This is a genomic window from Clostridium tertium (assembly GCF_902652255.1).
GTDB classification, from domain to species: Bacteria; Bacillota; Clostridia; order Clostridiales; family Clostridiaceae; genus Clostridium; species Clostridium tertium_A.
The window spans coordinates 28,786-44,705 of the sequence record NZ_CACRTO010000008.1; the positions used below are offsets into that span (position 1 = coordinate 28,786).

At 29.1% G+C, this 15,920-nt stretch carries 18 protein-coding genes and 1 riboswitch; all 18 genes read left to right on the forward strand.

The annotated features are described in order from the left end of the window. Window positions 1-27: 27 nt before the first annotated feature. The 18 genes from fabK to GPX08_RS02910 all read left to right on the forward strand — a co-directional run bounded on the left by fabK (window position 28) and on the right by GPX08_RS02910 (window position 15,918). Window positions 28-954, forward strand: a complete 927-nt coding sequence (fabK, locus tag GPX08_RS02825; RefSeq protein ID WP_156625218.1) for an enoyl-[acyl-carrier-protein] reductase FabK — start codon at window positions 28-30, stop codon at window positions 952-954. Between the two features lie 11 nt (window positions 955-965). Then, on the forward strand, window positions 966-1,925 hold the full coding sequence (gene fabD, locus GPX08_RS02830; protein ID WP_156625219.1) for an ACP S-malonyltransferase: 960 nt from the start codon (window positions 966-968) through the stop codon (window positions 1,923-1,925). Continuing rightward, window positions 1,912-2,655: a 3-oxoacyl-[acyl-carrier-protein] reductase gene (gene fabG, locus GPX08_RS02835; RefSeq protein WP_156625221.1), complete on the forward strand. Its 744-nt coding sequence runs from the start codon at window positions 1,912-1,914 to the stop codon at window positions 2,653-2,655. The genes fabD and fabG overlap by 14 nt, the downstream gene beginning before the upstream one ends. 15 nt (window positions 2,656-2,670) lie before the next feature. After that, window positions 2,671-3,912: a beta-ketoacyl-ACP synthase II gene (gene fabF / locus GPX08_RS02840; protein ID WP_156625223.1), complete on the forward strand. Its 1,242-nt coding sequence runs from the start codon at window positions 2,671-2,673 to the stop codon at window positions 3,910-3,912. A 1-nt stretch (window position 3,913) separates the two neighbouring features. Continuing rightward, window positions 3,914-4,411: an acetyl-CoA carboxylase biotin carboxyl carrier protein gene (gene accB, locus GPX08_RS02845; protein WP_156625224.1), complete on the forward strand. Its 498-nt coding sequence runs from the start codon at window positions 3,914-3,916 to the stop codon at window positions 4,409-4,411. A gap of 9 nt (window positions 4,412-4,420) precedes the next feature. Continuing rightward, window positions 4,421-4,837: a 3-hydroxyacyl-ACP dehydratase FabZ gene (gene fabZ, locus GPX08_RS02850; protein WP_156625226.1), complete on the forward strand. Its 417-nt coding sequence runs from the start codon at window positions 4,421-4,423 to the stop codon at window positions 4,835-4,837. Between the two features lie 15 nt (window positions 4,838-4,852). Next, a complete protein-coding gene (locus tag GPX08_RS02855; protein ID WP_156625228.1) occupies window positions 4,853-6,196 on the forward strand; it encodes an acetyl-CoA carboxylase biotin carboxylase subunit in 1,344 nt (447 codons plus the stop codon). A 13-nt stretch (window positions 6,197-6,209) separates the two neighbouring features. Next, window positions 6,210-7,067 (forward strand): acetyl-CoA carboxylase carboxyltransferase subunit beta, encoded by an 858-nt coding sequence (locus GPX08_RS02860; RefSeq protein WP_156625229.1) that lies wholly within the window; start codon window positions 6,210-6,212, stop codon window positions 7,065-7,067. 4 nt (window positions 7,068-7,071) lie between these two features. Beyond that, window positions 7,072-7,860: an acetyl-CoA carboxylase carboxyl transferase subunit alpha gene (gene accA / locus GPX08_RS02865; RefSeq protein ID WP_156625231.1), complete on the forward strand. Its 789-nt coding sequence runs from the start codon at window positions 7,072-7,074 to the stop codon at window positions 7,858-7,860. A gap of 277 nt (window positions 7,861-8,137) precedes the next feature. Beyond that, the gene (locus GPX08_RS02870; RefSeq protein WP_156625233.1) at window positions 8,138-8,632 is read left to right on the forward strand and encodes a cytidine deaminase; all 495 of its coding nucleotides are present in this window, start codon (window positions 8,138-8,140) and stop codon (window positions 8,630-8,632) included. A 452-nt stretch (window positions 8,633-9,084) separates the two neighbouring features. Next, window positions 9,085-9,780, forward strand: a complete 696-nt coding sequence (locus tag GPX08_RS02875; RefSeq protein ID WP_156625235.1) for a response regulator — start codon at window positions 9,085-9,087, stop codon at window positions 9,778-9,780. Then, the gene (locus tag GPX08_RS02880; protein WP_156625237.1) at window positions 9,767-11,185 is read left to right on the forward strand and encodes a HAMP domain-containing protein; all 1,419 of its coding nucleotides are present in this window, start codon (window positions 9,767-9,769) and stop codon (window positions 11,183-11,185) included. The genes GPX08_RS02875 and GPX08_RS02880 overlap by 14 nt, the downstream gene beginning before the upstream one ends. Window positions 11,186-11,261: 76 nt before the next feature. Next, window positions 11,262-12,494: a hypothetical protein gene (locus GPX08_RS02885; protein WP_156625239.1), complete on the forward strand. Its 1,233-nt coding sequence runs from the start codon at window positions 11,262-11,264 to the stop codon at window positions 12,492-12,494. Window positions 12,495-12,693: 199 nt separating this feature from the next. After that, a complete protein-coding gene (locus tag GPX08_RS02890) occupies window positions 12,694-13,551 on the forward strand; it encodes a metallophosphoesterase (protein ID WP_156625241.1) in 858 nt (285 codons plus the stop codon). A 26-nt stretch (window positions 13,552-13,577) separates the two neighbouring features. Continuing rightward, window positions 13,578-14,315 carry a TatD family deoxyribonuclease gene (locus GPX08_RS02895; protein ID WP_156625243.1) on the forward strand — a complete coding sequence of 246 codons (738 nt, stop codon included), beginning with the start codon at window positions 13,578-13,580 and terminating at the stop codon, window positions 14,313-14,315. A gap of 5 nt (window positions 14,316-14,320) precedes the next feature. Beyond that, window positions 14,321-14,551, forward strand: coding sequence for a hypothetical protein (locus tag GPX08_RS02900; RefSeq protein ID WP_156625244.1), 231 nt, complete (start codon window positions 14,321-14,323; stop codon window positions 14,549-14,551). Window positions 14,552-14,682: 131 nt separating this feature from the next. Next, a riboswitch (TPP riboswitch) is annotated at window positions 14,683-14,790 on the forward strand. A gap of 83 nt (window positions 14,791-14,873) precedes the next feature. Further along, window positions 14,874-15,161 (forward strand): thiamine-binding protein, encoded by a 288-nt coding sequence (locus GPX08_RS02905; RefSeq protein WP_156625245.1) that lies wholly within the window; start codon window positions 14,874-14,876, stop codon window positions 15,159-15,161. After that, window positions 15,136-15,918 carry an ABC transporter permease subunit gene (locus GPX08_RS02910; protein WP_156625246.1) on the forward strand — a complete coding sequence of 261 codons (783 nt, stop codon included), beginning with the start codon at window positions 15,136-15,138 and terminating at the stop codon, window positions 15,916-15,918. Before GPX08_RS02905 ends, GPX08_RS02910 begins: the two co-directional genes overlap by 26 nt. Window positions 15,919-15,920 lie beyond the last annotated feature (2 nt).

The window sequence follows — 15,920 nt, forward strand, 5'->3', positions numbered from 1 at the left end:
AAATTTAATAATAAATTGGAGGAATTCATGGACAATTATATTTGCAATCTGTTAAATATTAAATACCCTATATTTCAGGGGGCAATGGCATGGGTTTCAGATAGTTCATTAGCAGCTGCAGTTTCAAATGCAGGTGGTCTTGGAATAATTGCAGGAGCAAGTGCTCCTGCAAGTTTTGTAAGAGAAGAAATAAGAAAAGCTAAAGAACTAACTGATAAACCTTTCGGTGTTAATATTATGCTACTTTCAGAAAATGCAAATGAGCTAGCTGAGATTGTAGTTGAAGAAGGAGTTAAAGTAGTAACAACAGGTGCTGGAAACCCAGGTAAATACATGGCAAAGTGGAAAGAAGCAGGAATAAAGGTTATTCCAGTAGTTGCTTCAGTAGCGCTAGCAAAAAGAATGGAAAGAGCAGGAGCTGATGCGCTAATTGCTGAAGGCTGTGAGGCCGGAGGCCATATAGGTAAGCTTACTACTATGGTATTATTACCACAAGTTGTAGATGCTGTAAGTATTCCAGTAATTGGAGCTGGTGGTATAGCTGATGGTAGGGGGGTAGCAGCTGCCTTTATGCTTGGAGCCAAGGGAATACAAGTAGGAACTAGATTTTTAGTAGCTAATGAATGTACTATTCATGATAATTATAAAGAAGCTGTTATTAAGGCTAATGATATAGATACAGTAGTAACTGGCAGACCAACAGGTCATCCAGTACAAGTAATAAAAAATAAACTAGCTAGGGAATATCTAAATTTAGAAAAGCAAAATGCACCAATAGAAGTCTTAGAAGAGCTTGGCAAGGGTGGATTAAGAAAGGCTGTAAAAGATGGAGATATAGAAGGTGGATCTCTTATGGCTGGTCAAATTTCTGGTTTAGTATCAAAAAGACAAAGTGCAAAAGAAATAATTGAAGAAATGTTTGAGGAATTTGAAAATATTAAAAAGAGCCTTTAAAGGAGAGTATTATGAAGATAGCATTTATTTTTGCAGGGCAAGGATCCCAGTACATAGGAATGGGAAAGGAGTTATATGATAATATTCCAGCTTGCAGAGAAGTATTTGATAAGGCTAGAGAAGTTTTAGACTTTGATATTAAGGAATTAATTTTTAATGGTGATAAAGAAGAATTAAATATTACTGAAAATACTCAACCTTCAATTTTAATTACTTCTATTGCTGCTATGAAAGCATTAGAAGTGAAGGGACTTAAGGCTAGTGTAGTTGCTGGCTTAAGTCTTGGAGAATACTCAGCTTTAGTTGCAGCTGATGCAATTAATTTTGAAGAAGCAGTAGCCTTAGTTAAAAAAAGAGGGAAATATATGCAAGAAGCAGTTCCAGTAGGTATAGGTGCCATGGCTGCTATTATTGGACTAAGTGTAGAAAAGATTAATGATGCAGTAAAAGAAGCTTCAAATATTGGTGTTGTAGAAATTGCAAACTACAATACTAATAATCAAATAGTCATAGGTGGAGAAAAAGATGCTGTAGAGAGAGCGAAAGAATTATGTGTAGAAAAAGGAGCTAAGAGGGCGATAGATCTTAAAGTTTCTGGTCCTTTCCATACTTCATTACTTGAAGAAGCATCAGTTAAGCTTAGAGAAGAATTTAAAAATGTAACTTTTAAAGATCCAAATGTTAAAATAATATCTAATGTAACAGCAGATTTTATAAATAATAAGGAAGAAATTAAAGAATTACTATGTAAGCAAGTTAAATCTTCAGTAAGATGGAGCGAAAGTGTATCAAAAATGCTAGATTTAGGGGTTGATACATTTATAGAGCTTGGACCTGGAAGAGTATTAAGTAGCTTTATTAAAGAAATTAGTAAAGAAAAAGGTTTAAAGGTAAGTATTTATAATATAGAGGATATGAAATCTTTAGAAAAAACATTAGAAGGGATTGAAAGTAAAGATGATACAAAATAAGAGTGCCATAGTTACAGGGGCAACAAGAGGGATCGGGAAAGAAATAGCAAGAACATTAGCACAAAATGGAGCTAATATTGCTTTTAACTATAGAACTTATAACGAAGAAGTTGAATCTTTTATTAAAGAACTTGAAGGATTTGATGTAAGAGTACTAGCATTTAAGTGTGATGTTAGTAAAGAAGAAGAAGTTAATGAATTTATTAAAGAAGTTAAGAATAAATTTGAAAGAGTAGATATCTTAGTTAATAATGCAGGAATAACTAAAGATGGATTAATTATAAGAATGGATGAAAAGGACTTTAAAGATGTATTAGATGTTAATTTAACAGGAACTTTTAATATGACTAAAGCAGCATCTTCTATTATGGTAAGACAAAGAAGCGGTAAGATTATTAATATATCTTCTGTTGTTGGAGTAGCTGGAAATGCAGGTCAATGTAATTATGCAGCGTCTAAAGCAGGAGTAATAGGATTTTCTAAATCAGTAGCAAGAGAGCTTGCAGGAAGAAGTATAAACGTTAATGTTATAGCTCCTGGTTACATCAATACTGATATGACAAAGGTTCTTCCAGAGAAAGTTAGGGAAGAAGTATTAAAAACTATTCCTATGAAAAAAATTGGAGAACCAAAAGAAATAGCTAATTTAGTTTTATTCTTATCATCAGATTTATCAAATTATATAACTGGTCAAGTGATAAATGTAGATGGTGGAATGGTGATGCATTAAAAGGAGAGTGCTTATATGAAAAGAAGAGTAGTAATTACAGGTTTAGGTGCTATTACACCAATAGGTAATTCAGTTGATAGTTTTTGGAACTCAATTAAAGAAGGAAAAAATGGAATAGATAATATTACTTTATTTAATACTGAGGATTTTAAAGTAAAACTTGCTGCTGAAGTTAAGGATTTTAATGCTGAAGAATATATAGGTAAGAAGGATGCTAAGAGATTAGATAGATATACTCAATTAGCATTAGTTGCAGCTAAAGAATGTATGAAGGATAGTAATATTGATTTAGATAAAGTTGATAGAGAAAGGTTTGGAGTATTATTTGGGTCTGGAATAGGTGGACTTATAACTATAGAAAATCAAATAACTACTATGCTTAATAGGGGACCAAGTAGAGTATCTCCATTAACTATACCAGCATCTATTTCTAATATTGCAGCAGGAACTATAGCAATAGAATTTGGACTTTTAGGAACTTGCTTAAGTGTTACAACAGCTTGTGCAACTTCAACTCACTGTATAGGAGAAGCTTTTAGAGGTATTAGAGATGGGTATATGGATAGAGCTTTAGTTGGTGGATCTGAAGCTTCAATATGTAAGTTTGGTATTTCAGGATTCCAAGCATTAACAGCCTTAAGTAGAAGTGAAGATAAAAATAGAGCATCTATACCATTTGATAAAGATAGAAATGGATTTGTCATGGGTGAAGGGGCAGCTGCTTTAATTTTAGAAGATTTAGATAGTGCTTTAGAAAGAGGTGCTAAAATATATGGAGAAGTTGTAGGATATGGTACTACATGTGATGCCTATCATATTACATCACCGACACTAGATGGTAATGGAGCATATAGAGCAATGAGAGATGCAATAAATGATGCTAAACTTAATGCAAGTGATATTAACTATGTTAATGCTCATGGAACATCTACAGAAATAAATGATAAGGTTGAAACATTAGCTATAAAGCAAGTATTCGGTGAAAGTACTAAGGATGTTTATGTAAGTTCAACTAAGTCAATGACAGGTCATTTACTTGGAGCTGCAGGAGCTGTTGAGGCTATAATTTCTATCAAAGCATTAGAAGATGGATTTGTTCCTGCAACAATTAATTATGTAAATAAAGATGAAGAATGTGACTTGAATCTAGTTGTTAATGAAGGAGTTAAAAAAGAAATAGATTATACTATGTCTAATTCATTAGGTTTTGGTGGACACAATGGATCAGTAATATTTAAGAAATGGAGAGGGAAATAAGATGTTAAGTTACGAACAAATTAAAGATTTAATTGAATCTGTAGACTCATCTTCTCTTAGAGTTTTTGAATTTGAAAGCCAAGGAACTAGATTAAGACTAAGTAAAAATGATGAGGCTATTAAGGAAGTACAAAGTCTTTCATTAGAAACTAATGAGGCAAAAGGAAATATCTATGAATCATCAGTAAACGCTAATTTAGCTTATAATAATGAATTAAATAGTATAAATGAGAATAATATAGAAAAGGCAGAAATAAATGAAAATTTAAATATAGTTAAATCACCGTTAGTTGGAACATACTATTCTTCTGGATCACAAGGGGGAAAACCTTATGTTAAAAAAGGAGATAAAGTTAAAAAAGGCGATGTTCTTTGTATAGTTGAAGCTATGAAGATAATGAATGAGATTGTATCTGAATTTGATGGTGAAGTAGTGGAAGTTTTAAGAGAAGATGAAGATATAGTAGAATTCGGAATGGAATTATTTAAGATAAAGTAGGTGAATAATTTGGATATAAAAGAAATAATGGAGATTATACCTCATAGATATCCATTTTTATTAATTGATAGAGTGGAAGAACTAGTGGATAATAAGATAGTGGCAATTAAGAATGTAACTATGAATGAATATTTCTTTCAAGGACATTTTCCAGTAGAGCCTGTTATGCCAGGTGTATTAATTATTGAAGCTTTAGCTCAAGCTGGTGCAGTAGCCTTACTTAAGAGAGATGAGTTTAAAGGAAAAATTGCATATTTTGGCGGAATAAATAATGCTAAGTTTAGAAAAAAAGTAGTTCCTGGTGATACTTTAAGGTTAGAGGTTGAACTTACAAAAATAAGAGGGATTGCAGGAATAGGAAAAGGAATTGCTTACGTAGATAATAAGAAGGTCTGTGAAGCGGAACTAACCTTTATGGTTGGATAGTAAAGAGGTGTTTTTATGATTAGAAAGGTTTTAATAGCTAATAGAGGTGAAATAGCAGTAAGGATAATAAGGGCTTGTAAAGAACTTGGTATAAAGACAGTAGCTATTTACTCAGAAGCTGATAAAGATGCTATGCATACTGAATTAGCAGATGAAGCTATTTGTGTTGGAAAGCCTAAATCAAAGGACTCATATTTAAATGTTAGTAACATAATTAGTGCTGCAGTAATAACAAAATGCAATGCTATTCACCCTGGATTTGGTTTTCTGTCTGAAAATTCAGAGTTTGCAGCGATTTGTGAAGAATGTAATATTAAATTTATAGGCCCATCAAGTAATACTATAAGTATAATGGGTGATAAGTCTAAAGCAAGAGAAATTATGAAAAGAGCCAGTGTGCCAGTAATACCTGGTAGTGATGGTATAGTTGAAAGCATAGAAGATGCTTATATTGAAGCAGAAAAAATAGGTTATCCAGTAATGGTTAAGGCTGCCTTAGGTGGCGGAGGTAAAGGAATTAGAATAGTTCATAGCAAAGGTGAATTAGAAAATGCCTTCTTTACAGCAAAGTCTGAGGCAATGGCTAACTTTGGGGATGACACAATATATATGGAAAAGTTTATAGTTAATCCTAGACATATAGAGTTTCAAATTCTAGGAGATGAGCATGGGAATATAGTACATCTTGGAGAGAGAGATTGTACAGTTCAAAGAAGAAATCAAAAAATATTAGAAGAAGCCCCATCTACTATAATAAGTAGTGATCTTAGAGAAGAGATGGGTAAGGCAGCAATAAGTGCTGCAAAAGCAGTTAATTATTATAATGCAGGAACTATAGAGTTTCTAGTAGATAAGTATGGAAGCTTTTACTTTATGGAAATGAATACTAGAATTCAAGTTGAACATCCTATAACAGAGATGGTAACTTCAGTAGATATAGTAAAAGAGCAAATTAAAATTGCAAATGGTGATGATTTAAGCTTTTCACAAGAAGATATATGTATAAAAGGTCATGCAATTGAATGTAGAATAAATGCTGAAAATCCTAAGAAAGGATTTATTCCTTCTCCGGGAAAGATAGAGTTTTTAAATCTTCCAGGGGGGAATGGTATAAGGGTAGATACAGCAGTGTTTACAGGATATAAAATACCTCCAACATATGATTCAATGATTGCAAAGCTTATAGCATATGGAAAAAATAGGGAAGAAGCTATTAATAAAATGCTAAGAGCCCTTGATGAATTTGTAATTGAAGGAATTGACAATAATATAGATTTTCAAATAGATATTTTAAATAATGAGAAATTTCGCTTAGGAGACTTTGATACAAGTTTTATAAGCAAAGAATTTAATTTATAGTTGGTGAAATAATATGGGGATTTTTAAGAAAAGACAGTACGGAGTTATTAATATAACTCAAGTAGAAGAAAAAGATATACCTGTAGTTCCAGATGGAACTTGGATAAAATGCAATAAATGTGGGAAAATACTATACAAAAAGGCTTTAGAGGATAACTTAAATATATGTACTAATTGTAATAATTATTTTAGATTAGGAAGTTATGAAAGAATATCACAAATATGTGATAGAGGTACCTTTAAGGAATTTAATAAGTATATGAAGTCCAAAAATCCAATGGATTTTCCAAACTATGAAGAGAAATTAAAAGAAAATGAAGAGAAGAGCGGAACTTCTGAAGCAGTAGTAACTGGTGAAGGTGAGATAGCTGGTAATAAAATTATAATTGCAGTTATGGATTCTAAGTTTTTAATGGGTAGTATGGGAACAGTTGTAGGTGAAAAAATAACCCTAGCTGTTGAAGAAGCTACAAAAAGAAAATTACCAATAATAATATTTACTGCTTCAGGTGGAGCTAGAATGCAAGAAGGGATATTATCTCTAATGCAAATGGCAAAGATAAGCAGTGCTTTATCAAAGCATAGTGATGAGGGACTTTTATATATCACGGTTTTAACAGATCCTACAACTGGTGGAGTAACAGCTAGCTTTGCAATGCTTGGAGATATAATATTATCAGAACCTAATGCCTTAATAGGTTTTGCAGGTAGAAGAGTCATTGAAGGTACTATTAAACAAAAGCTACCTGATGATTTCCAAAGTGCAGAGTTTTTATTAGAAAATGGGTTTATAGATAGTATAGTAAAGAGAGAAAATCTAAAAACAGCTATTGCAACGCTTCTTAAACTTCATGAAGTTAAGGAGGTGTAGCTTAATGAAGAATATTAAAGCATATGATAGATTAGTTATTGCAAGAATGGTAGAAAGACCAACAACTTTAGATTATATTGACAAAATATTTACAAACTTCTTTGAGCTACATGGAGATAGACTTTTTAAGGATGATAAGTCCATAGTAGGTGGAATAGGTCTTTTAAATAACAGCCCTGTTACTATTATTGGAATTCAAAAAGGTAAAGATTTAAAGGAAAATATGGATAGAAACTTTGGGTCACCTCATCCAGAAGGATATAGAAAAGCCCTAAGATTAATGAAGCAAGCTGAAAAGTTTAATAGGCCAATAGTATGCTTTATTAATACTTCTGGAGCTTACTGTGGTGTAGGGGCAGAGGAAAGAGGTCAAGGAGAAGCTATTGCTAAGAACTTAATTGAGATAGCGCAAATTAAGGTTCCTATAATTTCTATAATTATAGGAGAAGGTGGTAGTGGAGGAGCTTTAGCTTTAGCTTGTGGAGATAGGGTATGGATGCTGGAAAATTCAGTTTACTCTATATTATCACCAGAAGGATTTGCTTCTATTTTATTGAAGGATCCTAGTAAGTCAAAAGAAGTTGCAGAAATCATGGGTATTACTGCTTATGACTTATATGAAAAAGGGGTAATAGAAAAAATAATAAAAGAACCAAAGGGTGGAGCTCATAAAAGTCTGGACCTAATAGCAGTAGCTATTAAAGAGGAGCTTATTAATGAATTAAGGATTTTAAGTAGTAAGACAAAGGAAGAGCTTCTTGAAGAAAGATATCAAAGGTTTAGAAAGTTTTAATATTAATATCTATTTTAACTACGGAAATATAAAAGTAGTTAAAGTAGATATTTTTTTATTTAAATAAATCTGTACTAATATTAATTAGTAATTTTATGTTGTGTAATAGTGGAATTTAGTTCAATGCAGATATATAGATATAATTGTATTTCTATAATTTATTAGGAAAATATTAATTTAGAGTAATTGTTTCAAAGCTATTAATTTTACTTTTAAAATTAATAAGGTATAATATAATAAATATTACATAATATACATAAAATTAAGGGGGATTTCAATGAAAAGAAGAGATTACATATCTTGGGATGAATATTTTATGGGTGTTGCTATTTTAGCTGGGATGAGAAGTAAAGATCCTAGTACTCAAGTTGGAGCATGTATTGTAGATAATGATAATAAAATTTTAAGTCAAGGATATAATGGTCTTCCACGAGGTTGCTCAGACGATGAATTCCCATGGAGCAGGGAAGGTGATATGCTTGAAACAAAATACCCTTATGTAGTTCATGCAGAATTAAATGCAATACTAAATAGTAGGGGAACTAGCTTAGTAGGAGCAAAAATATATGTAGCCTTATTCCCATGTAATGAATGTGCAAAAGCAATAATTCAATCAGGAATTAAAGAAGTTGTCTACTTATCTGATAAATATGCAGATACGGATATAGTTAAGGCATCTAAAAGGATGTTTAGCTCAGCAGGTGTGAAAATGACAAAGTTAGAGCCGAAAAGTAAGAATATACAAATTTCTTTTGATATTAATGAGATTTAGATTTATTGAGTACTTAAGAACTAAAAAGTTTTTAAGTACTTTTTTATTTTTTAAGAAATTAATTTTTTAAAACCTAAGGATAACTTTAAGAATTGGCAGAAACACATAGTTTGTGAAATAGATCTTTTTATTGGCAACTTATTTCCATAAAAATAACCTTCTATAGTATAATAAAAATATATGTGATTTTTGTCTTCAGGTGGAGTTTTCTTAAAAAGTAGAGAACCAAAATCTTGTGTTTTATGTGAATCACTTTCACAGAGTGCAGGATGCCTACTACACCTGAAGGTTAGAAGAACTAATCCAGGCGCGTAGCAGTGCTTAGCTCCCACTTATAGATAGTTTATAAATTTTTTATATAATGCTATGTTTACAATTTGGAAACATAATGATAATGTTTATTAACATTTTTAGTTGATAATTGAATTATTAAGGGGTAATAGGTGAGATAAATGAGAGAAAATATTTTAATTATTGAAGATGATAAAGATATTAGTGAAATTTTAAGATTTGCTTTAATGAAAGAAGGATATAAGGTTAAAGTTAATCCTAATGGGTTAGAAGCCGAAGAGGAAATTAAAAGCTTTAAACCAGATTTAATACTTTTAGATATAATGCTAAATGATACGGATGGCTTTAGTGTTTGTAGAAAAATTTATAGTTATAAAATACCTATAATTATGATAACGGCTAGAGTTGATATTATGGATAAGATTTTAGGCTTAGAAATAGGTGCTGAAGATTATATAACCAAGCCTTTTGATATAAGGGAAGTAGTAACTAGAATTAGGGTTGCTCTTAGACGAAGGGAAGAAATTAAAAAGATATCTGCTATTAAAGAAGAGAATGAAATCATTATAAATAATGTAAAAATAGATGAAGGATGTAGAAGTGTTTATATAGATAATGTAGAAGTTCAATTAAAGCCTAAAGAATTTGATTTATTACTATTTTTATCAAAGAATTCTAATAAAGTTTTTTCAAGGAATCAATTATTAGATTTGGTCTGGGGTTATGATTTTATTGGAGATACCAGAACAATAGATGTACATGTAACAAGAATTAGAAAGAAGTTAGGAAATAGTTTAAATATAGAGACTGTTTTCGGAGTTGGATATATTTTAAAGGTGAAGCATGGTAACGATTAGAAAGAAATACGGAATATTATTAGTTTCTATATTTGTATTATCAGTAATATCTTTAAATTTAATTATGGATAAGTTTTTTGATAAAAGTTTTAAGGATTTAGTAGCACAGGATATGAAAGAAATTTATAATATTTCATTTAAAAATTTAGATGATTACTTGGCCTTAAATAGTATTGAAAAAGATAATATAAAAAAAGAGGATTTTGATTCTAAGATTATGAAGTTCATTGTAGAGAGAGTTAATGCTCAAGGTGTCTTTTATGATATAGAGGGGGAAGTTATTTCAACAGGATTAACTAATAGTTCAGTTGTTGATTTAAATATATTTAAGGACTTACCATCATCTTTTTATGAAACTAAAAACAATAAAACAATGGTAGATATAGAGAATAAGAATGGAACTATATTAGGTAAATTAAGTATTCCTATATATTCTGATAATAATCAAATAGGAGTATTAGTTTTAATTAAAGATTATACTAGTGATTATTTAAGAGATTTAAATATAAAAAAACTATTAAATATAATAGTTACTACATTGTTTGCTTTAATATTTCTATCAATTTATGTTTTTTCTTCAAGGATAACTAAACCAATAATAGTCTTAAAAAATAAATTATTAGAAGTATCTAAAGGCTCATACCCAGAAAAGATAAATAATACTTCAAAAGATGAAATAGGAATATTAGTAGATAGTTTTAATGAAATGACTGAAAAGCTAAAGGTAAAAGATCAGCAAGAAAAGAATTTTTATAGGAATATTACTCATGAGTTAAAAACACCTTTAACTAATATTTCTGGATATGCGCAAATATTAAATGAAGATGATTTTAATGATGAGGATTTTAAAAGAAATGCATTAAATAGAATAATAGCTGAGAGTGATAGAATGCATGAGTTAGTTATGTCATTACTTAATATATCAAAGCAAAGTAGTGATTTAGAAGAGTATAGTTTTGAAAAGGTTAATATAAAGAATATAGCTCAGGAATTAATTGAAATAAAGAATCCGATAATTAAAAATAAAAATCTTAATATAATTACTAAGTTTAAAATGGAGGAGATTATAGGAAATAAGCAATATTTAAAAATGTTATTTAATAATTTAATAGATAATGGGATTAAGTATTCATATGAAAATACTACTATAGAAATACAAATAGAAGAGGTAGATAAAAATTGCGAATTTTCCATAATGACTACAGGAAAAACAATACCTATAGAGCTTAAAGAGAAAATATTTGAACCATTTGTAAGGGTCGAAGAAAAAGGATTTTCATCAAAAGAATCTAGTGGTCTTGGATTATATATTTGTAAAAATATAGTTATAGGACATAAAGGTGAAATTACTCTTGATTTAAATAAGGATAAATCAAAATTTATAGTTAAACTCCCTAAAGATTAACAACTTGGAAATAACTTAGAATTATTTTAAAAATAATATTTTATTACAATTAAGTTATAGAAAGGGGAGATAATAAATGAGAAATAAAAAAATAAGCATATTACTTATAAGTATTGCGGCAACTATATTAGTAAGTTGTTCAACTAAGGTTCCAAATGAAGATAAGGTTATTGATACTGTGGTAATTGATGAAAATGCTAAAGAAACGTCTAAAGCAAATGATAGTTTTGATATAATTAAATTACAAACAACTGAGAATATTAGGAATGATGAAAAGTATTCAGAGGCATTACTTGATAATGGTAAATTACTACACATTGATTATTTAGAAGATGGATATGGATCTAATATACAATTTCCTAAAGTATATATAAATAGCATTGAAGTTGGGACTATTACTGATGAAACTAATAATAATAGAAATAAAATTAGTTGGGATAAAAAAGATATACAAGGTCAATTAATAACTGGATATATGGATAGACATAATGTAAGAATTTTAAAAGATAATAAGGTCTATATGTTCGATAATAATTCTGAACTTAAAGAAATAAAAGCATATGAAAAATTGATAAAAGATACAAATGGTGACTTAAATAGATTTGAATCAAGTTATGATGGTAATTTAGATATTTATTATTTTAATAATGATAATGGAATTGAAAAGATAGTAGTTATAGATACAAGAAATGATAAGTATTATGAAATAAAAGGAGATATTATAAATAGTTTTAAGAATAAAAGATTAAATATTTTAAGTCTAGAAGATGAAAAAATATATGTAACAATAGTAGATACAACTGCTGAAGCAGATAGTATTGTAGGTTATATAGAAAATAATAAATTATATACTTTTTTTGAAATAGAAAGTGCTATAGAAGTTAAGGCAGGAATGGATGTAATTTATAGTAATAATAATATATTATTTTCAGGTTACGTAGAAGGTGATTATGGTCTTTGGAGATATGACATAGATAAAAAAGAATTATATAAAGAAGCTAACTTAAAATATACTAATAACTTATCTACTATAAATAAAGATAAAAATTTTATAGTAATTAGTAGTTATGATCAATATGGTAATCAAAATATAAGTTTAGCTAGAGTAAAGCAAAACTTAGAAATAGCTAATATTCAAGATATTACTGATATAATAGTATCTAAAAAAGATAATAATTTTAATTGGAGATCTTTAAGAGGGTGGGTAGATAGTAATAAGCTTTATGTTGAATGTGGTGATTACGAAATGATAAATAATGAAAAAACTTTAGTTGATAATTATTATGAAGTGTATGAAGTGAAAAATTAAAATATAAAAAGCTGTGTAAAGATAAATATAATCTTTATACAGCTTTTTATAAAATTAATTAAGAGGAAAATTTGAGGCAGGAAATTATACATAAATATTAAAAAGTAGAATTATATATAGACGAGTGGTATAATTTAACTTATTTATATATAGCATATTAATATAAATAAATGATAATTAGTTTAGGGGTATAAAATTAATGATTAAGTTATCTAGAAAGGCTAAGACTTTGATAATATTAGTTATATTTATAGTAATCTGTATAGTATTTTCTATATGGCAAAATAATAGTATTGTAATTTCTAATTTTGATTATAATAAATCTGAGTTGCCTACGGAGTTCAATAATTTTAAGATAGTTCATATTTCTGATTTGCATAATAAGGTGTTTGGAGACGAGCAAGATAAGCTAATAGGAAAGGTTGAAGACTTGTCGCCAAATATAATAGTTATTACTGGTGACTTAATTGATAGACGTAGATATAATTTAGAGAAGGCTATGCTTTTTATTAATTCTGCAGTTAAAATTGCTCCAGTTTATTATGTATCAGGAAATCACGAAGCTTGGTCAGGAAAGTATTATGAAATAAAGGAAAGACTAATAGATGCTGGTGTTATAGTAATGGAGGATAGTGAACTAGATATTACTAGAGGAAATAATAGCATTAAACTATTAGGATTATCGGATCCAGATTTTTTAACATCAGATTATATTGATGGAACTGATACTAGTAAGGTAGAAGAAAAATTAAAAGAATGGTCAGAAATTGAGGAGTTTAAAATTCTTCTATCACATCGTCCAGAGTTATTTGATTTATATTCAGAAAATAATATTGATATGATTTTTTCAGGACATGCTCATGGGGGACAAATTAGGATTCCTTTTGTGGGAGGACTTATTGCTCCAGATCAAGGGTTCTTTCCTAAATATACTGCTGGAAGTTATAATGAAAAAAAATCAACTATGTTTGTAAGTAGAGGTTTAGGTAATAGTTTATTCCCAGTAAGGGTATTTAATAGACCTGAGATTATATCAGTAACATTAAAAGCTAGCTAATAGAAATTAATTAAGGAGGGTTATATATGTATATAGATTGTCATACACATTTAGATTCTTTTAAGGAAAATATAGAAGATGCAATAAAAGAAATTAATGATAATAAAATATTAACTCTTGCAAATAGTATGGATATAGAAAGTTATATTAAAAATAAGGAATATAGTAGATTTAGTGAATATATAAAACCTTGTTTTGGAATTCATCCTTGGAGAGCTTCTGAGTATAAAGGTAGTTTAGAGGAACTTATACCATATATTGAGGATAGTGAAATAATAGGTGAAATAGGATTAGATTTTTTATGGGTAGAAGATAAAAGTACCTTTGAAGAACAAAGAAAGATATATAATTTTATTTTAAAAGAAAGCATTAAAAGAAATAAAGTAGTTTCTCTTCATACAAAAGATGCGGAAGAGGAAGTATATGAATCATTAAAAAGATATAACTATAATAAAGTTATTGTTCATTGGTATAGTGGAGATATAAAAACCTTAGAAAAATTTATTAAACATGGATGTTATTTTACTATTAGTGTAGATATAGGTTATTCTGATAGAACTAAAGAAATATTAACTATGATACCTAAAGATAAACTCTTACTAGAAACAGATGGTCCTACAGCCTTAGAATGGATCAATGGAGAGTATGGATATCCAAGTGAAATTATAAAGGTTTATAAGAAGGTAGCTACGATTAAAGGCTACGAAACAGAAGAGTTAATAAATATTGTACAAAATAATTATTATAATTTATTAGGTAGGTGATAGGAATGGGATTTATAACAGGTAAAATTATTGATGTATTAATTATAATAGCTACGATTATTATAGGAATATATGCATATGATGAAATTAGAAGGCAAGATTCTTCTTTAAAAGTTATGTTAATAGGAATTGGAATAATATTATTTGCTATAGTTAATCCAATCTTTATATTAAAAATGATAACAGGAATATTGGGGTTTATTACTATTATTTATGGAGCTAAAAAAAATAATTAAATAGATATATAATATAAAGTGAATTGCTATTTATCAGTTATCGGATTGTCTAGCATAATTCAATAACTGATAATTATTATTAACTAACTTGACACATATGCTATAAAAGGATAAAATGGGAATATAAACTTAATAAAAATCTGGGGAGGCAGTGAACTGTCTGAGATAAAATTGATACAATTTTGACCCACAAACCTGATTTGGATAATGCCAACGTAGGGAGATTGTGTATTGATTTCAATTACAAATTTAGCTATTAAGCAGCCTTTCTTATTCAGGAAATGCTGCTTTTTGTTTTGTTAAAAATAAGGAGGAAAAAATTATGTCATTATGTAATGTTAGTTTACAAGTTATTCCCTCAGTGGAAGAGGAAAGGATTTATCCTGTAGTGGACAAGGTTATTGAATACATAGCTTCTACTGGAGTTAAGTATGAGGTTGGAGCAATGGAAACTACAATGGAGGGAGAACTTAGTGAGTTACTTGAAATTGTAAAGAAGGCTCAAGAAATATGTACAGAAGAAGGTGCATTAAGAGTAGTTTCTATGGTTAAAATAGACTATAAAAAAGAAGGCGTGACTATGGATGAAAAAATCGGAAAGTATAGGTAGCAAGTTAGCTCCAATTATTTTTGTACTATTACTTTTGATATTATGGCAAGTAGTAGTAATGGCTGGAGGTATAGAAAAATACATAATGCCAGCACCTACAGACGTTATTAATGTGTTAATAACTGAGTTTAAGACTATGATACCTCATATATTAGCAACTTTATATGAAGGAATGGTAGGATTTTTAATTGCTATAGTTTTATCTATAGTTTTAGCAATTATTATGGATAGATTTAGTTTAGTTAAGAAAGCACTCTATCCTGTTTTAGTTATATCACAAACTATACCAACTGTTGCATTAGCACCACTATTTATAATTTGGTTTGGTTTTGGAGCCTTACCTAAAATAATAGTAGTAGTAATAGTATGCTTTTTCCCAATAGTAATAAGTATAGTAGATGGACTAGAAGGGGTAGATAAAGATTTAATAAATCACTTTAAATTAATGGGAGCATCTAAGCTTAAAGTATTTTTACACTTAAAGCTACCATATGGAATGATAAACTTCTTTTCAGGCATGAGAATAGCTGCAACTTACAGTATTATGGGAGCAGTAATTGGAGAATGGCTTGGAGGAGACAAAGGCCTTGGAGTATATATGACTAGGGCAAGAAGTGCTTATGCTTTAGACAAAATGTTTGCAGCTATAGTAATAATAGTTGTAATAAGTATGGCTATTTTTCTTTTAGTATCTATAATGGAAAAAATATTTACTCCATGGAATAATAAAAAAATAAACAATAAGCAAGAGAAATAGAT